The 20,517-nt window shown below is 61.9% G+C and carries 19 protein-coding genes; 10 read left to right on the plus strand and 9 right to left on the minus strand.

The features are described 5' to 3' along the window. Positions 1-2: 2 nt before the first annotated feature. Positions 3-599 (minus strand): class I SAM-dependent methyltransferase, encoded by a 597-nt coding sequence (locus BDB13_RS09815; RefSeq protein ID WP_094271472.1) that lies wholly within the window; start codon positions 597-599, stop codon positions 3-5. Positions 600-715: 116 nt separating this feature from the next. On the opposite strand from BDB13_RS09815, the gene BDB13_RS09820 reads away from it, so the two are divergent. Continuing rightward, the gene (locus BDB13_RS09820; protein WP_094271473.1) at positions 716-1,564 is read left to right on the plus strand and encodes an aldo/keto reductase; all 849 of its coding nucleotides are present in this window, start codon (positions 716-718) and stop codon (positions 1,562-1,564) included. A gap of 68 nt (positions 1,565-1,632) precedes the next feature. Here BDB13_RS09820 and BDB13_RS09825 read toward each other — a convergent pair whose 3' ends face one another. Further along, entirely contained in the window at positions 1,633-2,778 is a 1,146-nt protein-coding gene (locus BDB13_RS09825) for an NADH:flavin oxidoreductase (RefSeq protein ID WP_094271474.1), read from the minus strand. A 129-nt stretch (positions 2,779-2,907) separates the two neighbouring features. Between BDB13_RS09825 and BDB13_RS09830 the strand changes: the two genes are divergently transcribed. Next, a complete protein-coding gene (locus BDB13_RS09830) occupies positions 2,908-3,372 on the plus strand; it encodes a MarR family winged helix-turn-helix transcriptional regulator (protein WP_094271475.1) in 465 nt (154 codons plus the stop codon). Between the two features lie 11 nt (positions 3,373-3,383). Then, positions 3,384-3,764 carry a DUF5313 family protein gene (locus tag BDB13_RS09835; protein WP_176459558.1) on the plus strand — a complete coding sequence of 127 codons (381 nt, stop codon included), beginning with the start codon at positions 3,384-3,386 and terminating at the stop codon, positions 3,762-3,764. Here the strand turns inward: BDB13_RS09835 and BDB13_RS09840 are convergent, their stop codons facing one another. The 6 genes from BDB13_RS09840 to BDB13_RS09865 form a co-directional block, all read right to left on the minus strand. Continuing rightward, positions 3,765-4,556: an MHYT domain-containing protein gene (locus BDB13_RS09840; RefSeq protein ID WP_094271477.1), complete on the minus strand. Its 792-nt coding sequence runs from the start codon at positions 4,554-4,556 to the stop codon at positions 3,765-3,767. It lies immediately after the preceding gene. Positions 4,557-4,600: 44 nt separating this feature from the next. Continuing rightward, on the minus strand, positions 4,601-5,188 hold the full coding sequence (locus BDB13_RS09845) for a GTP-binding protein (RefSeq protein WP_094271478.1): 588 nt from the start codon (positions 5,186-5,188) through the stop codon (positions 4,601-4,603). Then, on the minus strand, positions 5,169-5,543 hold the full coding sequence (locus tag BDB13_RS09850) for a DUF742 domain-containing protein (protein WP_094271479.1): 375 nt from the start codon (positions 5,541-5,543) through the stop codon (positions 5,169-5,171). The genes BDB13_RS09845 and BDB13_RS09850 overlap by 20 nt, the downstream gene beginning before the upstream one ends. Before the next feature lie 5 nt (positions 5,544-5,548). Beyond that, the gene (locus BDB13_RS09855; protein WP_094271480.1) at positions 5,549-5,965 is read right to left on the minus strand and encodes a roadblock/LC7 domain-containing protein; all 417 of its coding nucleotides are present in this window, start codon (positions 5,963-5,965) and stop codon (positions 5,549-5,551) included. After that, positions 5,962-8,829 (minus strand): HAMP domain-containing sensor histidine kinase, encoded by a 2,868-nt coding sequence (locus tag BDB13_RS09860; RefSeq protein WP_094271481.1) that lies wholly within the window; start codon positions 8,827-8,829, stop codon positions 5,962-5,964. Before BDB13_RS09860 ends, BDB13_RS09855 begins: the two co-directional genes overlap by 4 nt. A 224-nt stretch (positions 8,830-9,053) precedes the next feature. Next, the gene (locus tag BDB13_RS09865) at positions 9,054-10,154 is read right to left on the minus strand and encodes an NAD(P)-binding domain-containing protein (protein WP_094271482.1); all 1,101 of its coding nucleotides are present in this window, start codon (positions 10,152-10,154) and stop codon (positions 9,054-9,056) included. 113 nt (positions 10,155-10,267) lie between these two features. Between BDB13_RS09865 and BDB13_RS09870 the strand changes: the two genes are divergently transcribed. Genes BDB13_RS09870 through BDB13_RS09880 form a run of 3 tightly spaced genes read left to right on the plus strand, consistent with a single transcriptional unit; the run spans position 10,268 to position 14,731 of the window. Beyond that, on the plus strand, positions 10,268-10,999 hold the full coding sequence (locus BDB13_RS09870; protein ID WP_094271483.1) for an enoyl-CoA hydratase: 732 nt from the start codon (positions 10,268-10,270) through the stop codon (positions 10,997-10,999). A 43-nt stretch (positions 11,000-11,042) separates the two neighbouring features. Further along, positions 11,043-12,158, plus strand: coding sequence for an MBL fold metallo-hydrolase (locus BDB13_RS09875; protein ID WP_094271484.1), 1,116 nt, complete (start codon positions 11,043-11,045; stop codon positions 12,156-12,158). A gap of 56 nt (positions 12,159-12,214) precedes the next feature. After that, positions 12,215-14,731: an HAD-IC family P-type ATPase gene (locus BDB13_RS09880; RefSeq protein WP_094271485.1), complete on the plus strand. Its 2,517-nt coding sequence runs from the start codon at positions 12,215-12,217 to the stop codon at positions 14,729-14,731. Positions 14,732-14,745: 14 nt separating this feature from the next. Here BDB13_RS09880 and BDB13_RS09885 read toward each other — a convergent pair whose 3' ends face one another. Further along, on the minus strand, positions 14,746-15,885 hold the full coding sequence (locus BDB13_RS09885; RefSeq protein WP_206042557.1) for a diguanylate cyclase domain-containing protein: 1,140 nt from the start codon (positions 15,883-15,885) through the stop codon (positions 14,746-14,748). A gap of 204 nt (positions 15,886-16,089) precedes the next feature. Between BDB13_RS09885 and BDB13_RS09890 the strand changes: the two genes are divergently transcribed. The 4 genes from BDB13_RS09890 to BDB13_RS09905 all read left to right on the plus strand — a co-directional run bounded on the left by BDB13_RS09890 (position 16,090) and on the right by BDB13_RS09905 (position 20,490). Next, a complete protein-coding gene (locus BDB13_RS09890; RefSeq protein WP_094271487.1) occupies positions 16,090-16,281 on the plus strand; it encodes an antitoxin in 192 nt (63 codons plus the stop codon). Between the two features lie 94 nt (positions 16,282-16,375). Next, the gene (locus tag BDB13_RS09895) at positions 16,376-18,037 is read left to right on the plus strand and encodes a Na+/H+ antiporter (RefSeq protein ID WP_094271488.1); all 1,662 of its coding nucleotides are present in this window, start codon (positions 16,376-16,378) and stop codon (positions 18,035-18,037) included. Further along, on the plus strand, positions 18,034-19,272 hold the full coding sequence (locus BDB13_RS09900; RefSeq protein WP_094271489.1) for a lipase family protein: 1,239 nt from the start codon (positions 18,034-18,036) through the stop codon (positions 19,270-19,272). Before BDB13_RS09895 ends, BDB13_RS09900 begins: the two co-directional genes overlap by 4 nt. After that, positions 19,273-20,490 (plus strand): sensor histidine kinase, encoded by a 1,218-nt coding sequence (locus BDB13_RS09905; RefSeq protein ID WP_094271490.1) that lies wholly within the window; start codon positions 19,273-19,275, stop codon positions 20,488-20,490. Positions 20,491-20,517: the final 27 nt, after the last annotated feature.

The raw sequence follows: 20,517 nt of genomic DNA on the forward strand, positions 1-20,517 counted from the left end.
GGTTAGTGTCGAACCAGGTGGTACCAGCAGGGATGTGCCGCGCGAACCGGAAGCCCGGCGTCGCTCACGTCGGCTGGATCACTGGACTCCATGGTCCAACCGTCGAAGTGGCGCACGACGTCGTCACGCGAAACGCCATGTGGCATCGGCCAGCGATGCCCGTGGCTGAAGGCGAACATGATCATCGAGGCGCCGGGCGCCGTGACGGCATTCACCGACTGCGCGTAGGCGTGACGCTCGTGCTCGTTGAGCCCGTGAAAGCAGCCGATGTCCAGGACCAGCATGTTGCCCGGGTCGACGGCGATATGCAGATCGGCGGCATCCTCATGGAGAAATCGGATGGTGGTACCAGCTTCGCGAGCGTGGATCCGGGCTTTGTCCAGGGGTTCCTGCTCGGAGTCGACGCCTGTGACGTGCCAACCGCGCTCGGCCATTTCGATGGAATGTCGGCCGGTTCCGCAGCCGATATCGAGCGCACGCCCGTTCTCGGGGATGGGAACTTTGTCGAGGAGTGCTGATAGTTGTGCGTCGAAACCGCGGCCCGTGTGCTCCCACGGAGTGACTCCGACTTTGTAGGCGAGATGGTACGGAACATTCATCGCCGTCTCTTTTCTCGAGGCGATTCCAAGGCTTGTCTTCCAAGGTAGACGGCCATTTCGGGCAGGACAAGGGGCAGGTGAGGGAACACTCCACCGGAGTGCTGCGTTGCCTAGGTATGACCGAATCACAAGACGTGACCTCTGTTCCGAACATTGTGCTGGCCGACGGCAAGACGATTCCTGCGTTGGGATTCGGTGTCTTCCAGGTTCCGGACGACGAAACACAGGAAGCCGTCTCAACCGCACTGAAGGCCGGATACCGCAGCATCGATACCGCCAAGATCTACGGCAACGAGGTAGGAGTCGGGCGTGCGATAGCCGAATCCGGCATTAACCGCGGCGACCTCTACATCACCACGAAGTTGTGGAACAGCGATCAGGGCTACGACTCGACGCTCGAGGCCTTCGACGCCAGCCTCGACAAATTGGGCCTCGATTACCTCGATCTGTACTTGATTCACTGGCCGGTCCCGTCCGCGAATCTGTACGTGGAGACGTTCAAGGCGTTCCAGAAACTCAAGGCCGACGGCCGGGTTCGCTCCATCGGCGTCTCCAACTTCACCATCGAGAATCTTGAACGCGTCATCGGTGAGAGCGGAGAGGTGCCGGTCCTCAACCAGATCGAGCTTCATCCCAAGTTCAACCAGTCGGAACTGCGTGCCTTCCATACGGGCAAGGGAATCGCTACAGAGGCGTGGAGTCCACTCGGACAGGGCACGGTGTTGACGGATCCCGTCCTGAAGAAGATTGCCGACGCCCACAGCGTCACCACAGCCCAGGTGATCATTCGCTGGCATCTGCAGATCGGGAATGTCGTCATCCCCAAGTCGGTGACGCCCGCGCGGATCAAGGCGAACATCGACGTCTTCGGATTTGCGTTGACACCGGACGAGATCAACGCCGTCGGTGCGCTCACTGACCCGTCCGGTCGCATCGGTCCGGATCCGGCGGTGTTCGGAAGCTAGAACCAAGTATTTCAACGCCAACGGCGCTCCCACATCAGTGTGGGAGCGCCGTTGGTTTCAGATACGAACTAGTTCAGATGCGAGCGATGCTCTGCCGTGAACGCGATGTGCTCATCAGTGCGTCCCGTACGGAGCTTCTCCACCCACTCGGGATCGGCGAGGAGTGCACGACCGACGGCAACCATGTCGAATTCGCCGTCCTCGTACTGAGATTCGAGACGTTCCAGTCCGGTGACCGAGGATGCCGCGTCGGCGGTGAATGCCGTGGTGAACACCGAATCGAGTCCGACCGAGCCGACGGTGATGGTGGGCAGGCCCGTCAGCTTCTTCGTCCAGCCGGCCAATCCGAGCTTGCCGTCGTCGCCGTCGAGTTCTGCAAAAGCGGGTTCCCAGTGACGCCGCGTCGACGGGTGGAACACATCGACTCCCGCGTCGACGAGAGGAGTGAGGATGCGACCGAGTTCACTGGGGCTCTGCGCGATTCGAGCGTCGTACTGGCCCGACTTCCACTGTGAGAATCGGTAGACGATCGCGAACTCGTTTCCGACGGCCTCGCGAATGGCAGCAACAACCTCGGCGGGGAAGCGGGTACGGGCTTCGAGTGATCCGCCGTAGGAATCGGTGCGGACATTGGTTCCGGCCCAGAGGAATTCGTCCAGCAGATAGCCGTGCGCTCCGTGCAGTTCCAGGCCGTCGAAGCCGGTGTTCTTCGCGTTGAGTGCGGCGTCGACCCAGGCTTGCTTCAAGTCTTCGAGGTCCGCGGAGGTGAACTCCCGTCCCGACGGAGTGCCGTCCAATGCCAGTCCGGACGGACTGACCGTCTGGACGTCCGGATTGAGCTGCGGCTTGTCGCCACGTTCGACGCCCAGATGCCAGAGCTGCGGAATGATCGATCCGCCTTCGGCGTGGACGGCGTCGACAACTGCCTTCCAGCCGTCGAGGCTCTCGTCGCCGTAGATCCGCGGTACTCGTGTGTGGGGTCCGGCGGCCGGGTCCGGGATATACGTACCTTCGGTGATGATCAGGCCGACGCCGCCGGCTGCGCGGCGCCTGTAGTACTCGGCAACATCGGCGCCGGGGATTCCGTCCGGAGAGAATGCGCGGGTCATCGGGGCCATGGCGAAGCGGTTACGCAACGAGAGCGATTTCACCTCGAATGGCTCGAACAGGCCGCGCAGCGCGGAGGACGTGGTCGAAGCGTGGGAAAGAGTCACGGAGCTGTTCAACCGGGGGGATTCGCTGCCTATTCCACATTTCTGCCCACAGTTGCGTCGCCCACAGTCGCGCAGATTAGTTAGTGCAAGACTAGTTATCGCACTAACTAATCTGTTAGCCTGAGGACCATGACCACCCAGGAGCAGGCATACGACCCGCTGGCACTCGACCGCCAGGTGTGTTTTGCACTTGCCGTCGCAAACCGGGCGGTGTTGTCGGTATATCGGCCACTGCTCGAGCCGATGGGGCTCACGCACCCGCAGTATCTGGTCATGTTGGCGTTGTGGGGAAAGGCACCGATGGCTGTCAAGGAAATCGGGCAGGCGTTGCAGCTGGATTCGCCGACGCTCTCGCCTCTCCTGAAGCGGCTCGAAGCGTCCGGTTTGATCACGCGCACGCGTAGCCGTGCCGACGAGCGTCAGTTGGACGTCGATCTGACCGAAGCCGGTGCTGCCCTGCGCGTCGAGGCGGAAAAGATTCCGCCGGCCGTGGTGCAGAAACTCGGTGTCGGGATGGCTGAACTCGAAGAGTTGCACTCGGTGTTGACGCGGGTCAACGAAGCCGCGTTGCGCGCTGGGGCATTGGAACAATGAAAGAGAAGACTATGACTGCAGCACCGAATCCTATTCAGTGGCTTGGTTATTCGTTTGGTCGCAAGTTACCCGATTCCATGCGGGAATGGGTACGCAACGACCTGATCGGTGACTGGGCCGTACCCCGGCACCTGGTGCGCAGTATGGTGCCGTTCCTGCCGGTCTTCGTCATCTTCATGCTGTTTCCGGGCCCGTGGGCACTACGTGCGTCGATGGTCCTTCTCGGAGTGTTGCTGGCGCTCTTCTATTCGGTTTCCTATATGGCGCAAAACCGGTCTCGTCGTCTCGAGCGTCACGGATTGCCGGCAGACCTCGAGAACCCGAAGAAGATTTCGCGCCAGGACGCCGAGAAAGCTGCCTACGAAAAGCTGCACGGCCCGATCTCGTCCTGATTACCGGTCAGCGAACTCTCGTGCTTCGAATGCGAGATCGTCGGCGGCAGATTCCATTTGGGCGGTTGCCCGGTCGGGAGCAGTAAGCACCCCGACGATCGGCACAGCCAATGCCAGGAGTCCGAGCACGAAGACGGGAAACAGGAACGCGAACACTTCGAGGCCTTGGGGTGCCGGCGCCGACGGATCGTGAGTAACTTCGACAGCGGCCATTCCTGTGTAGTGCATTCCAACGACGGCGATTCCCATGATCACACCGGCAAAGAACCGCAGGACCGTGGATTCCAGAACCATCGTGAACCACAACGCGGCGGTTCCGGCGACAACGGCGATCAAGACTGACAGTGCGACAAAGTACATGTTGTAGTGAATCTCGCCTTGAAAATGCAAGGCGCGCATACCCAGATAGTGCATGATGTTGACCGCGACACCCACCACGAGACCACCGGCGAGAAGTCTACTCAAGCGGAACGTGGTTCCGAGGATCAAGAGACCGACAAATACAGCGGTCACGGAAATCACGGCAGAGACGATCGTCCAGGTCAGGCTGTAGCGAATGGGGCTGCCGGGCACCGCAAATCCGAGCATTGCAATGAAGTGCATCAGCCAGATCGCTACGCCGCCGATTGACAGAGCCCCCATGAACAACCAGCGCATCCGCGCCGCGGTGTGGGTTGCCGCTGCGGAATGACGCGTACATGCCAAGCCGACAACCGATCCGGTGACGGAAACGACGAAGGCGAGTCCGAGCAGCCAGAGTCCCATCGAGAAATGATGCATTTCATCCGACATGCCAGTTCCTTTCAGTGTCAATGCTGTTGATTGGTCAAGCTGGGTCAGGCGAGAGCAGCGGCCGCAAGAAATTCGAGGGAGTATTCGGTAACCGCGATGAGCGCCTGTTTCGCGGACTCGCGGTTTCGCGCATCGATCTCGATCATCGGAATTCGATTGGGCAGCGCCAGAGCCTGACGAAGATCGCTGGCCGAGTGGATAGGCGCACCGTCAAAGCGGTTGACTGCCACAATGAATGGAAGTCCGCGGGCTTCGAAGAAGTCGACGGCCGCAAAACTGTCTTCGAGCCGCCGCGTGTCGACGAGGACGACTGCCCCGATAGCGCCGGTGATGAGGTCGTCCCACATGAACCAGAAGCGCCGCTGACCAGGTGTTCCGAACAGGTACAGGACGAGGTCGTCGGCCAGCGTGATGCGTCCGAAATCCATTGCCACCGTTGTGGTGTCCTTGTTCGGAGTCGCGCCGAGGTGATCGATACCGTCACTGGCATCGGTGACCATGGCTTCAGTCCGCAGCGGGACGATCTCGGAAACCGTTCCCACCAGGGTCGTCTTTCCGACGCCGAATCCTCCGGCGATCACGATTTTTGTCGATTTGACGCGAGACGGTGCGTCAGAGTGCCCGAAGTCCACTGAGGGTCCTTTCGATCAATTCGCGGCGCTCGACGCTGGTCGCATCGCTTCGCAGAGTGGCTTGTACTTCCAATGCCCCGGCGACGACGAGATCCGCCACCAGAACCCGTGCCACCCCGATCGGAACGGCAAGGTGCGCAGCGATTTCCGCGATGGAGATTCGCTGCTCACACAGGCTGACGATCGACGCACGGATGTCCTCCGGTGCAAGGCGTTTCGTGACGGCGTCTTCGACCGTCGCAACTATTGCTTCGAGCGGAAGATCGATGGACGGTATTGTCCGACCTTCGGTGAGTGCGTAGGGGCGAACCAGATTCGGTTCGATACCAACGTGCTCGGGGTGATGATGTGGCATCGAGATCAGATATCCCGACCTGATCGCGGTGCGATATCCATGGTGGTTCCGACCCGGTCCACGAGAGTTGCCATTTCGTAACCTATCTGGCCGATGTCGCAACCCGCAACGGCAAGCGCGGCAAGGTACGCACCGCTACCGACGCCCATGAGCAGCAGGTAGCCGTTCTCCATTTCGACCACCGATTGCATGACGGCACCGCCGTCGAACAATCGTGATGCACCGGCCGAGAGGCTGGCCAGTCCCGATGTCACGGCGGCCAATTGGTCGGCACGATCGAGCGGAAGGTGGGTGCTCGCTGCGCTCAACAGTCCGTCGGCCGAGACGATGATCGCGTGGCTTACTCCTGGAACGTCGCGCGCGAAGCCCGACACCAGCCAATCGAGCGAGCGAGGAGTCTCTTGGGCTCCAACAGAATTCACTGTTCTCCTTCATAGTTCTGCCCGGTCGTAGCCGAGTGCGGGTGTGTGGCGCCATGTCGCGCGGTGGACAAATCGGCAGGGCTCTCGCCGACATGGCGTCGTCCTCGGATGACGCCGGACTGATAGTCACTCCATCCCTGTCGGATGTTTTCCGGATCGGCGGTCTGGCGGTGAGTGCCGGAGCGCAGCGGAGTGATGGTGGTTCCGGCGGTGCCGGGAACCAGCCGTGCGCCGCGATCGCGGATCGGGAGACCGGAATCGGAGATCTTGGTGACCGGCAGTTCGAACGATGCGCGGGCAGCGACCCAGCCCTGATCGGCATCGGTAGTCCAGGCGGTTCCGCTTGCAGCAGTGGAGGTTTGATCCGTCGGATCGACCAGCCATTCTGAGACCATCCGGGCAAAGATCGGCGATGCGATCGGTGTAGTGCCGGGGACCGGATTCGGAAGCTCGGTGGTGCGGACAGCTGCGCGTGGCGGGAACCCGTCACGCGCGCGGGAGGAGAAGAAGGCTGCGGTGTTGGTCGGGGTCGGGGAGCTCAGCCGGTGCCGAGGTTCCGGTTCCCTGCTATTGCGTTCCCCGCTGTTCAGTTCATTGTTATCTGCTGGGGAAGCAACGCTTTCGACAACAGGAGCTACCGAAGTCTGTGCGTCCACGATTGTGTCACCGATGCCTGGCGCTCCACTTGTCCCGGGGGTGCGACGCGGAAGTGCAGCCTCTTCGGGGAGAGCGGCAGCTGCCAACGTGGGTGCGCCGGCAACGGGGGGCGGCAGTGTCACCCGAATGGTGTTACCCGGTTGTCGCTGCGGAAGTCCGGTCGCGGACAGCGGCGCTGCGTCGGTTTTCGGGGGCAGTGGTGCCGAAACCTGAACTGGCGTGACCTGCGCAGTCACAGCCGGGACTGGGACAGGGGCTAGGACTGGGGCCGGGGTTGCAGCAGGAGCACCGGTGCGACTTGGGGCGATAAACGGCGCGGACGGCGTCCGAGCTGTGCCTTGATCAGCCGCTTCGAGGAGTGCTGCCGGGAGGAGAACTGAGGCAGTGACTCCGTTGCGGTCCTGCGCAACTCCGGTGGGGCGCAGGCGAACCGAAATGTTGTAGCGGCGGCTGATGCGGCTGATGACGAACAAGCCCATGTGGCGTGCGGTGTCGGGACTCATCTCGCCGCCAGAAGCCAAACGGCCGTTGGCGTCGAGTAGATCTGTCGTGGACATTCCGATGCCGAGGTCAGCGACCTCCACCAGCATGGAACCTTCGGACGTCGGCCCCGCGTTGATGGTCACTGTTGTTTCCGGCGGTGAGTATCGCAGCGCATTGTCGAGAAGTTCGGCGATGAGATGCACGACGTCGGCGCTGGACAGTCCGGTGAGGACGCCGGCCGGAATCTGTCCCAGTTCGACGCGCAGGTAGTCCTCGACGCCGGATACGGAGGCGCGTAGAGCGTCCGCGAGTGTCATTGGTGCGGATCGTCCGCGGCGGCCCTCGGTGCCGGAGAGGATGAGGAGGTTGTCGCTGTTGCGTCGCATCTGGGCGGCGATGTGGTCGATACGGAAGAGGTTCTCGAGTCGCCGCGGATCGTCTTCGTCCTGCTCGAGTTGCTCGATCAGGCCGAGTTGCTGCTCGACGAGAGACTTATTGCGGCGCGAGAGGGTCTCGAACATGTCGTTGACCTGGCGCCGCAGTGTTGCCTGCTCGCCGGCGAGCACGATGGCCTGCCCATGCATGTCGTCGACGGCGCGTGCGAGTTGACCGATTTCCTCGTGGGTGCGAATGGGTACGCGGGGGAATTCCAGATCGGTTGTCTTCTCGCCGGCCCGGATGCGTTCGATGGCCTCGGGTAGTCCACGGCGTGCAGCTTGGAGGGCCGCGAAGCGCAAGCGTCGGATGGGGTCGACGAGTGATCGGCTGATGATCAGTGCGATGACGAGTGCAGCGAGGACGGAGCCGAGGACGAGTGCGGTGTCTCGAAGGGCCGCCGATCGAGCGGTGTTGGCCTCAGCGGTAACCGTGCTGCCGAACTGGCCCACGGCGGCGTCGGTGAGGGCGTTGTACTGGTCGCTGCTGGTCTGCAGGCCGATGTCGATCTGACTGCTCAGCGGTGCTGTGGAGGCCGTCGCACCGATCTCGTCGACGCGATTCTGCGCTGACGCTGTCAGAGCCTTGACAGCATTGACGGCTGTGGGATTGCTGTCTGCTTCGTTAGCGGGAAGCACGCCGCCCAGGGCCGCGAGTTCTGCTCCGGCGGTGGTAGCCAGGGCGGTCCGAGCTTGCTGATCGAGGCGGCCGGAACCGAACAGGATTCGCTGGTCGGCCAGGGCGCGTCGCGCTGCCCACAGCGTTGCGAATTCCCCGCCGCGCTCACGCAGAATCGGCCGCTGGGAGGCCTTGATGATGTCGGTGAATGCGCTCGAGATGTCGGTCGAGACTTCGTTGACCCGGGCGACGAGTCGGGCCGGTGCGACTGCGCCGGAAGCAACCTCTTCGACGATCGATCGACTATTTTGCAGGGCGCGGGTGACCTGACCGTTGAGCGCGTCGTCAGTCTGGAAGGTTCGACCGGCGGTGGCAAGTTCTTGCATCGAATTCGTTACTGCCGCAGTGGCAGTCGTGGTTTCGGTGCCGGAGGACGACGCGACGGCGAGGTCGTAGAGTGCGTCCTCCAGGTGAAGCGCAGCGGGGACTGCGAGGGCACGTTCGGAAGACGAACTGAGTTTTGCGGCCTCGGCGAGTTCTGCCTGGATCCGGAATGCGCCGAGCATGACGGCAATGAGCATGGGAACGGTGAGGACTGCGACAACCTTCCATCCGAGTCGCCATTCGCTGATCGACCACCACGCGGTTTTTGTGTGTGCATCGTTTTTCATGCGGACCGCTGCCCCTTCATGACTGTCCCTCACGTCAACCCCCGATTGGGTTGTTGCCCGAGTTCCTCCGAATTGTGCGCGATCGAAAGAAGTTAGCTGAACGGTAACAGAAGGTTCTTTGTCTGGCCACATGCCTGCCGAGGTTTGGGGTGAGTTCTCGGTATCTCCTGTTTGTGCTGGTGGAAACTCAAACGGACAACCGTAACCAAATGGTCGCTAGAAGCTCAGTGAAGTTCCAGGAACGAGGTCAGTTCCGCTACCGCAGCCTGGCCCGCCCGGTTCGCGCCGATCGTGGAGGATGACGGGCCGTAGCCGACCAGATGTACACGCGGGTCGGACGCGACTTGGGTGGCGAGGCGTCCGGTCATCTCGATTCCGCCGCCGGGGCCCCGCAGATGAAGCGGTGCAAGGTGATCGAGGGAGCTCCGAAAACCGGTGCACCACAGGATGGCATCGGCATCGATCGACGTTCCGTCTTCCCATCTGACGCCGTACGGAAGGATCTCCGAGAACATCGGCCTCCTCGTCAGCGCCCCTCGTTTGCGGGCCGCGCGGATCGCGGGTGTCACCGGCAGACCCGTGACCGAGACCACCGAACCGGGTGGGAGTCCGCGTCGTACTCGATCTTCGACCATGGCGACGGCTTCTCTCCCGATATCCGGGGTGAAGGGCTCGTCGCGGAATTGCGGTTCGCGTCGGGTCACCCAGGTCGTGGTCGTGACCTGGGAGATCTCGTCGAGTAACTGAACCGCGGAGATTCCCCCGCCGACGACCACCACGTGTTTGCCATCGAACTCGTGGGCGGAGCGGTAGTCCCGGGTGTGTAACTGGCGTCCGTGAAAAGTCTCGGCGCCGCGGTAATGCGGAATGAACGGGCGCTCCCACGTTCCCGTCGCATTGATCAACCCGCGTGCGTTGAATACGCCGCGGTCGGTCTCGATACGCAGACGCTCTTCGCGGGGGCATACGACGCGAGTGTGTACCGGTCGGTGGACGGGAAGGTCGAACTTCTTCTCGTACAACTCGAAATAGTGGGGGACCGCGGCCGAGGCCGGTACCTGTTCGGAATCGGTGCCCGTCGTTTCCGCGAAAGACATGCCCGGTAGATCGTGTACGCCATTGACGGTACTCAAAGTCAGGCTCGGCCAACGGAATTGCCACGCCCCGCCGGGACCGGCAGCGTGATCGAGCACGACGAACCCCGACTCTGGTGGTACGCCGAACTTACGGAGGTAGTACGCGGCCGAGAGGCCGGCCTGGCCGGCGCCGATCACCACCACATCGACGTCGTGGGCTTGTCCGTCGGAACCGTCGTTCGTACTCATCGGTAATCTAACCTCCTGATGCACAGAACTCTGCTGCAGAGAACTATTGCGGACGGTAACGGCATTCGGAACATCCCGTGTGCCGAGCCTTCCAGAAATGAAAGCGAGCGGACATGATCGGGACTTCCCGTGACGGCAATGTCGTGACTATCGAGTTGCAGCGTCATGAGCGTCGTAACGCCCTCAGCGCGGAACTCTGCATCGCAATCAAGGACGCGGTGAACGCCGCCGTCGCAGATCGCGCTCACGTCATCGTGATCACGGGACAGGGATCGGCATTCTGCGCCGGCGCCGACCTCTCCGGCGACGTGTACATGGAAGGCTTCACCGACCGGCTCTTCGAAATGCTCCGCTCCATCGACACCGCGCCCATCCCGGTGATCGCAGCCGTCAACGGTCCGGCCATCGGCGCCGGCACGCAAATCGCCATCGCTTCCGATCTGCGCGTCGTAGCTCCCGCCGCCCGGTTCGGTATTCCGGCTGCGACTCTCGGTGTCTCGGTGGACAAGTGGACGATGCATCGTCTGGCATCTCTTGTCGGAGGCGGCCCGGCCCGCACGATTCTGCTCGGCATCGAACAGATCGGCGCCGAGGAAGCATTCAACCGCGGCCTGGCCAACAAGATCGGCACACTCGAAGACGCGCAGGAATGGGCGCAGCGCATCGCCAACCTCGCACCGCTGTCGCTGCGTCACATGAAGATGGTTCTCAACGACGACGGAACGATGGACGAGCAGTCACCCGAACAACTCGACGCACTTCACGCGGCGTGGCTCAGCGAGGACGTCCAAGAGGCCCGCGCTGCCCGCATCGAGAATCGCCCACCCGTCTTCAAGGGGAAATAGTCGCGGACCGCTCCGGCGGCAAATAGTAGCTACCCTGGTCCGAATGAAGAAGACGACGCTTCTCGGTCTTGCCACGGTAGCTGCGGCAACAGGATGGGTGGCGCGAGCCGCCTGGGGAATCCCGACGCAGATCGGGGCATCGCGGAGTGCGGTGCAACCCTATGCGGCGGCTTCACCGCGATATCGAGATCGCCAGTTTCATAATTCGGAACCCAGCAGCGCTCTTGTTCCGGGTACCGATGCCGGGATGGCGAAGTCGATGCTCACCCGCGGGTCGATGGGACGGCCACGCGCACCCATCCCGTTGGCCACTCCGCTGGCGCCGGCGCAGGCAGGCGCTGCGGCAGTTACCTGGTACGGACATTCGAGCGTGTTGGTCGAGGTCGACGGATACCGCGTGCTCGCGGACCCCGTGTGGAGTGAGCGCGTATCGCCTTCTGCTGCAGTCGGTCCCGCACGCATGCATGCGGTACCCGTATCTCTGGAAGATCTGCCCGCGGTGGACGCGATAGTCATCTCCCACGATCACTACGACCATCTCGATATGGCGACGGTCAAAATTCTGATGCACTCGCAGAAGGCACCGTTCGTGGTGCCGGTAGGTATCGGTGCGCACCTTCGTCACTGGAAGGTGCCGGAGAATCGCATTATCGAGCTCGACTGGGACGAGTCGACGACAATCGGCGACTTGGTCCTCACGTGCACCGAGGCCCGTCACTTCTCGGGGCGTGGCCTCGTCCGCAATACGACGCAATGGGCGTCGTGGGTCTTTGCCGGTCCGAACCATCGCGTGTTCTTCGGCGGAGACAGCGGATACACGCCACGGTTTGTCGAACTCGGAAAGAAGTACGGACCTTTCGACTTGACCCTCCTCCCGGTCGGCGCCTACGACGTGCGGTGGCCCGACATCCACATGAACCCCGAAGAAGCAGTTCAGACGCACGCCGATCTGAACCTCGGGGACGCGGAACGTGGAGTATTCGTGCCGATTCACTGGGCGACCTTCAATCTTGCGTTCCATTCGTGGTCCGAGCCGATCGTGCGGTTGACCGAATCTGCGGCTGCCGCGGGTATCACGGTGGCGGTGCCGATGCCGGGTGGTCGAATCGACGCGTTCTCCAACGCACAACCATCGACGTGGTGGATTCCGCTGGGGTGATCGTCTGATTCGTCGTCGGGCCGGGAAATGCCGCGGCAAGTGCGTAACCTTTGACCATGGCTCACGAGCACTCAGATTCAGAAGACACGGGCGGTCCACCAGACACTGCAGTCGCGACTGCGACGGCGGACTCTAACGACGGCATCGACATCTCACGTGGGTTGACGGCCGAGCAGGTTGCCGCCCGCAGAGCGTCGGGTCAGACCAACGACGTTCCGGATCGGGCTTCACGGTCGGTCAAGGACATCGTTCGCGGCAATATCTTCACCCGGATCAATGCGATCTTGATGGTGTTGTTGGTGATCGTGTTGTCCACGGGGTCCGTGATCGACGGCATGTTCGGATTCCTGATCGTCGCGAACAGCGCTATCGGCATCATTCAGGAGATCCGCGCCAAGCGAACTTTGGATGCGTTGGCTATCGTCTCTCAGGCCAAGCCGATGGTCCGACGCGACGGTGTCGCGGTTGCGCTCGCTCCCAAAGACGTTGTTCTCGACGACATCATCGAATTGGGTTCCGGTGACCAGATCGTGGTCGACGGCGAAGTAGTCAGTTCTGCGGCCCTCGAGATCGACGAGTCGCTGCTCACGGGTGAAGCGGACCCCGTGCACAAGACTGCTGGGGCGCAGGTACTTTCGGGAAGTTTTGTGGCAGCCGGCAGCGGTGCCTATCGGGCCACCAAGGTCGGCGGCGACGCGTATGCAGCGAAGTTGGCCGAAGAGGCCAGCAAGTTCACCTTGGTGCATTCGGAACTGCGCAGCGGTATCGACAGTATCCTCAAGTTCATCACGTACTTGATGATCCCGGCGGGTGCGTTGATCATCTACAACCAGTTGTTCTCGAGCGGGGAGGAGTCCCTCGGCCAAGCGCTCAACGGCATGGTCGCAGCTCTGGTTCCCATGGTCCCCGAGGGCCTGGTGCTGATGACGTCCATCGCGTTTGCCGTGGGTGTCATTCGACTGGGCAAGCGGCAGTGCCTCGTTCAGGAATTGCCGGCGATCGAGGGCTTGGCCCGCGTCGACGTCGTGTGCGCAGACAAGACGGGAACGCTCACCGAGAACGGTATGCGGCTATCCGAGTTGAAGCTCGCAGAAGGCTCTGCCGACGAGGCGGTGATCAAGGCGGCATTGAGCGCGATGGCCGCTTCGGATCCGAGGCCCAACGCGAGTGTTCTTGCCATCCGCGAGTCGATGCCCGAAGACGCTGGTTGGGGCGAAGCTACTGCGGTGGCGCCGTTCTCGTCCGCGAAGAAGTGGAGCGGACAGTCTTACGGTGCTCACGGCAACTGGGTGCTGGGTGCTCCGGACATGCTGCTCGATCCCGCCTCCGACATGGCTCGGGAAGCAGAGTCTGTGGGGTCCACCGGACTGCGCGTACTCATGTTGGGCAGCAGCAATCTTGCAGTCGACGACGCCGATGCGCCGGGAATCGTGACACCGGAGGCGTTGATCGTTCTCGAGCAGAAGGTTCGTCCCGACGCACAGGAAACGTTGGAGTACTTCGCAAGTCAGAAGGTTGCAGTCAAGGTCATCTCCGGTGACAACGCCGTTTCTGTCGGTGCTGTTGCAGGTTCTCTCGGCCTCGAAGGTGGCAATCGCCCGATCGATGCGCGTGAGCTTCCGGGCGATCAGGAGCAACTGGCCGACGTCCTCGAAGGCGCCACCACTTTCGGGCGCGTGCGTCCCGATCAGAAGCGGGAGATGGTCGCGGCCTTGCAGTCTCGTGGCCACACCGTCGCGATGACGGGTGACGGCGTCAATGACGTGCTGGCACTCAAGGACGCCGATATCGGAGTCTCGATGGGCTCGGGAAGCCCGGCGACGCGCGCTGTAGCGCAGATCGTGTTGTTGGACAACAAGTTCGCGACGCTGCCGTACGTGGTGGCGGAGGGCCGACGCGTCATTGGCAACATCGAACGCGTCTCCAATCTGTTTCTCACCAAGACCGTCTACTCGGTGGTGCTGGCGTTCCTGGTCGGCATTACCGGTGTGCTGTCGAAGATGCTCGACTTCGAACCGCTGTCCTATCCGTTCCTGCCCCGGCACGTCACCATCGCGGCCTGGTTCACGATCGGTATCCCGGCGTTCATTCTTTCGTTGGCACCCAACAACGAACGGGCTCGATCAGGCTTTGTTCCCCGCGTAATGCGGTTGGCTTTGCCGTCGGGAATCATCATCGGTGTCATCACTTTTGCCACGTACGTAATTGTTCACAATAGTTACGATGTGACGCGCGAGCAGGAAAGCACCACTGCGTTGATCACGTTGATCATGATCGCCCTGTGGGTACTGGCGGTCGTTGCACGGCCGTACACGTGGTGGAAGTTGGTGCTGATCGGCGGTTCGGTGGTCGGTTATCTGATCCTGTTCGCTTTGCCGTTCACTCGCGAGTTCTTCAAGTTGGATCCGAGCAACGTGGCTGCGACGACGCTCGCAATCACGATGGGTGCGGTGGGCGTCGTGCTGGTGGAGGTGTCATGGTGGGTCAGCGCCAGGTTGCACGGTGAGAAGCGAAAGTTGTTCACCACACCGGAAGATCTTCCGGGCGAGCATCCTCACGCGCACACGTCCTAGCCGGTTCGGCACGTTCAGTGTTGTGACATGTGGACCCAGGCAATGCGGTTGCCGCCACGCTTCTTCGCGCGGTACATCGCATTGTCTGCGTGCTCGATCAGCACGTTGACCGCGCTGCCGGGTAGGTCTGCTTCCGTCGTGAGATACACGCTGACGCCGGTGCTGGCGGATACCGGAAAAAGATCGGACGTGGAGCTGATCGCGGAGTGAATCTGTGCGGCAACAGTTTCGATGTCGATAGCGTCGACGCTGCGGAGCACAACAAATTCGTCGCCGCCGATGCGCGCCACCACACCTTCGGGGCCCGCCGCTCGGACCAGCCGTTCGGCGATGGCCGTCAACGCGTCGTCGCCGGCTCCGTGCCCGTGAGTGTCGTTGAGTCTTTTGAACGAGTCGACGTCGATCAGCATGGCGACCAGGGCTTTCGAATGCGAAGGATCTCCGCGAAGTAGCTGCTGGGCCTCGTCTTGTAGGCCGCGGCGATTGAGCGTGGCGGTGAGGTAGTCGCGACCTGCGCGGCGGGCGTCGTCGGTCAGTCGCAGCCAGACGACTTGCAATGCCCAGGCTGTGGTGATGATGACTCCGCAGATGATCACGTACATGTCGAACACGATCCAGTCGTCGTTCGACGGGTCTGTGAGGGCACTGCGCGCCAGCAGCGAGCAGATGACGAGAGCCCAGCCGATGTGAGCGGCAGCGACGCGCGGGCTGTGAACTACGGCGACGTAGAAGCCGATCATGATGAAGAGAATGCAGCCGATGGTTCCGACAAATGCGGACCGGACGCCGATCAGTAGAGCGAGCGCCAGCCACACATCACTCCAGACGACAAAGGTCATGGACTGTGCCCAAGTGGGCCAGGTAGCGTGGTGACTCCAACCCCACCCGCCGTACAGGCCGCTGAGAGCTGACACAGTCAGTACCGATCTGGCTAACCCGCTGTCGGCTCCTAGATTGCTCAGTTGCATGGTCGCGGCCATCAAGGCGAAGACAAAACACCAGCAGGCGATGATCACGCGCCCAGGTCTGGTCAGTCCACGGGTATCGAGAAAACGGGGTAGCCAGGTGTAATCGGTGGTGGCAAGCCAGGTTCGCGACAGCAGGCCACGGGCGGGCCGCGGAATGATTCCCGGCCCTCGCGAATCTGCACTCAATCTGGTCACCTGTCGAAATCACTTACGATGAACTTCGGTCTGCCATTCAGTTAATAATCGGTTAACGGTACCTTGGATTGGAAGAAGTGACAATCAGGTGGCCGTCATTCTTGGCATACTTCGTCTGTACCTGTGAGAATCAAGGGTGCGCGGAGGTTCGCATTCCGCGATAGATGTGCGTCAGCACTGGGAGAGGACACGGACATGGGTTTCCTGGACAACGTCAAAGGTCTCGTCGAGAAGGGTCAGGAACTGGCATCGGAGAATTCCGACAAGGTTCACGACGCGATCGACAAAGTAGCTGACATCGCCGACAGCAAAACCGGCGGCAAGTACGGCGACCAGATCGACAAGGCAGCTGAGGCTGCCAAGAAGGCTGTTCCCGAAAAGGAGTAGTCACCGAATGCTCAGGAGCCCGCGACCCGTCGAGGTTGCGGGCTCCTGCGCGTCCACTGGGTGAATTCCCAGGGTGGGCAGGCACAATAGGCGGGTGAACTTCACCTGGATTCTGCTGGTTGTCATCGCCGCCATCGCAGTCACCGGGCTGGCGAATCGCCGAAACCTACAGGCGCCCCTCGTCCTGGTTGCGGTCGGTTCGGCTGCGTCGTTCATTCCGGGAATGCCTCGGCCAGAACTGGATCCACACGTCATTCTCGGTGTGGTGCTGCCGCCACTGCTGTATTCGGCGGCCCTCAAATTTTCGGTGGCGACATTCAAACGGAACCTTGCGCCAATCCTGCGTCTGGGCGTAGGCATGGTTCTGGTCACCGCCGGCGTCGTTGCTTTCTTCGCCGAATGGCTGGTACCGGAACTTACGATCGGTGCGGCCTTGGTTCTCGGTGCGGTCATCGCGCCCACCGACGCGGTCAGTGCCGTGGCGGTTGGACAAAAACTGGGACTTCCGAAGCGTGTCATAGCAATTCTCACCGGTGAGGGCCTGGTCAACGACGCCACGGCGCTGACGTTGTTCACCGTCGCCGTAGCTGCCGTGACGGGCACACGGATCGCGACGGACTCACCGCTGTTGTTCTTCGCTTACGAAGTTGTGGGCGGCATCGTGATCGGCTTGGTACTCGCGTTCATCGTGAAGTTCGTGCGCTCTCGGATGTACGATTCACCGCTCGAAACCGGCCTGGGACTGGTCCTTCCGTTTGCCGCGTATCTGGCTGCCGAAGAACTTCACGCGTCGGGTGTTCTGGCAGTTGTGGTCGCAGGCTTGGTAATCGGGCACTATTCGACGGATGCGTCGATCATGACGAGGTTGCAGGAGCGATCGGTCTGGTCGAGCCTGGAGACGCTACTCGAGATGTTCGTATTCGCGTACATGGGTCTGCAGTTGAGTTTCGTGATCGACGACGTTGTGGCGGACGGGCTTCCGGTTGTCCACGTGTTCCTCTACGGGCTTGCGGTGTTGGCCGTGGTGATCGTGATCCGGCCGGTGTGGTTGTTCCTGACCTATTCGCGGATACGGTTCGGTGTGACGATCCGCCGTGGGCTTCGTCAGAAACAGCTGTCGTGGAAACAGAATCTTGTGGTCTCCTGGGCCGGAATGCGCGGAGTGGTCACACTCGCAGCAGCCGGCGGTATTCCCTTTGCTCTTTCGACCGGTGAGCCGTTTCCCGGCCGCGGTGTCATTCAGGCCATCGCCTTCATCGTCGCCGTCGGGACTCTGCTCGTGCAGGGATCGACCCTCCCGTTCCTGATTCGCCGGCTCGATGTAGCCGATCCGTACGAGACGTTGCGTACCCAGGAACAGATGGAGTTGGCGCGCAACATCTCTCGTCAAGCCGGCGAGAAGGCGCTGGCAGATGTAGCCGTTCATCCGCCGCCGGAAATCGACAGCAAGGAATTGCAGGCGATCGTCGAGCGGGTGCGAAGGTCGATGCAGGCCCGTCTTCAAGTTCAGGAGACTGACGAGGACAACGACCGCGAGGCGGCGATGTGGCATGCGGGAGCGTTGTTCGACAAGTTCCGGCATCAGTCGTTGCGCTCGCAGCGTGTGGCATTGATTGCTGCGCGTGACAGTGGCGATCTGGACGACGACGTCTTGCGTACCGTGTTGGAAGGTCTTGATCTCGAGGAGGCCGCTGCCGAGGAGCGGGTACGACGCCGTCGTGCGCGAGTGGCGGCACGAGGAGAAGGTAGTTCATGAGCGAAGGTAGTTCGAGGGTTCGGCGTTCGGTCTGGGGCGCGCTCGCGGTGGGCACCTTGGTGGTGAGTGCGGCGTGTGGATCGACGGGTCCCGAGGCGCCGGCCACACCGTCGGCTGCTCCGTCGGCTGCTCCGTCGGCCTCTGTATCGATAGATCAACAGTCGAGTGCTCAGCGCGGCGTTCTCTTCGAGAACGAACCGTTCACGACAACAGCAGAAGTGACTGGCACCGGTGCAACCGCCCGGAAAATTCTCTACGGTTCGACGTCCGGCATCGACGGCCACGAAACCCGAGTCTCGGGAACGGTATTCACCCCGCCGGGAACTCCTCCCGAAGGAGGCTGGCCCGTCGTCTCCGTCGGGCACGGCACCACCGGCATTTCCGATGACTGTGCTCCGTCTGCCTCACCGACGCTCTTCGGCGCAATCGGTTTGGTGGCGCCGCTGCTGAAGTCCGGATACGTTGTTGCCGCGACGGATTTCGAAGGGCTCGGTACCGACGGTCCACACCCGTACCTGCAACCGGATACCGCCGCCTACAACGTTATCGACGCGGTTCGTGCTGCCCGCAACGTAGTCCCGGATACCTCGACTCGGTGGGCGACCTTGGGGCTTTCGCAAGGTGGGCAGGCATCGTGGGCGGCCGCGGAGAAGGCCGGTGCCTACGGCGACGGACTCGAATTTGTCGGTGCGGCAAACCTTTCACCCGCAGCCGACATCTCGCCGATCATCACCAGTGGAGCAGACGTGAATCTATCGCTGCCCCAGCAACTATTGCTTCCCTACGTTTTGGAAGGGCTGTCACAGACGCATCCCGAACTCGATCGGGGTGACTACGTGCACGGCGTTTTCGCGGAAAATTACGAACTGCTGTCGTCGTGCCTCACCGCCCGCGCGAGCGAGAAGTTCGGGCTGGCCGGTAAGGTCACTGCGGCGGACACCCGGCCGAGCACAGATGCCGACGCCGATCGAATTCACGGCTGGCTGAGCGACATTGCATTGCCGCGGCAACGGGCGAGTGGCCCTCTGTATGTGGTGGTCGGTGGAAACGACAATCTGATTCGACCCGAGTGGACCGAAGCTGCCGTGGGCCGCGCCTGTGCTGACGGTGACGTGATCGAATTCGTGTCCCGGCCCGGGGAGGGGCACGCAGATGGCAAAGCGGTTCCCGGCGCCGTCGCCTGGATTCAAGATCGCTTTGCCGGAGTTCCGGCCCCGAACAACTGCGGCGCGTAGATGAGCCCGACGGTAGCCGCGCTGTTCATCGGGATAGTCGTCGTACTGGTGGTGGGTTTGACGGCGGTCTGGATGCGTACCCGACGCGAAGTCACTTCGCCGTCGGAACGTGCCGTTCATGCGGCCTTGCACACGGCTTCGCTTGCAGCGCGGCCACTTCGGCGCGGTCTCGACAGTGAATCAGCAGTCGAAGCCGCACCTCACTTGCGTGAGTTGACCGGCGCTCGAGGTTTGGGAATTGCCGACGCTACCGGAGCCGTGCTGGCGTGGAACGGACCGCACGGGTCGTTGGCCGATCAGTTTCGTGATGCCGCTATACGCGCTGTCGAGGGGGAGCGCCGAGTCCTGGTGACCTACGCAGACCTAGTGCGGGGCAGCGGGGATCACAATGTTCGCGCATTGATCGTGCAGCCCATGGTCATCGAGGACATCGGCGTCGTCGGGGTACTGGGAGTTGTCACCACCGAGGATCCGTGGCCGGGAATGCTGGGCGCCATCACGGATGTAGCTCGATATGCTTGCAGCCAAATCGAATTGGCAGATCTGGATGCTTCGCGTGCACGACTCGATCGTGCGGAGGTTCGCGCTCTGCGGGCACAGATCAGTCCACACTTCATCTACAACGCACTCAATACTGTCGCGTCGTTTGTGCGCACTGATCCGAACCGCGCGCGTGAGCTCATTCTCGAGTTCGCCGATTTCACTCGCTACTCGTTCCGCTCGGCCGGTGAATTCACCCTGCTGGCAGACGAATTGCGAAACATCGATCGATACCTGACGCTCGAGCGGGCCAGGTTCGGTGATGCACTCGGCGTGAAACTGCAGGTGGCGCCGGAAGTGCTCAATGTGGTTCTCCCGTTTCTGGCTCTTCAACCTCTGGTCGAGAACGCCGTTCGCCACGGTATTTCCGGCAAGCCGGACGGCGGCACCATCAGTATCGTGGCGGCGGACGAAGGCCCTGATTGCGTCATCAGCGTCGAGGACGACGGCGTCGGAATGGACCCGGATCTGTTGCGGTTCGGGTCCCTCGATGCCATCGAATCCGGTCCCGGTCGGCCCAGTGCACGGGAAGCCGCGCACGTCGGATTGGCCAATGTGGACGACCGTTTGCGTGCGGCATTCGGCAACGATTACGGCCTGGTGGTGGAAACCGCGCCGGGTGCCGGAACGAAGGTCAGCATGCGCGTACCCAAGTTCAAGCAGGGCATACATGTGTGAACAGGGCCTTTATCGATGCCGTTATCT

The organism is Rhodococcus sp. OK302, from assembly GCF_002245895.1.
Classification (GTDB): domain Bacteria; phylum Actinomycetota; class Actinomycetes; order Mycobacteriales; family Mycobacteriaceae; genus Rhodococcus_F.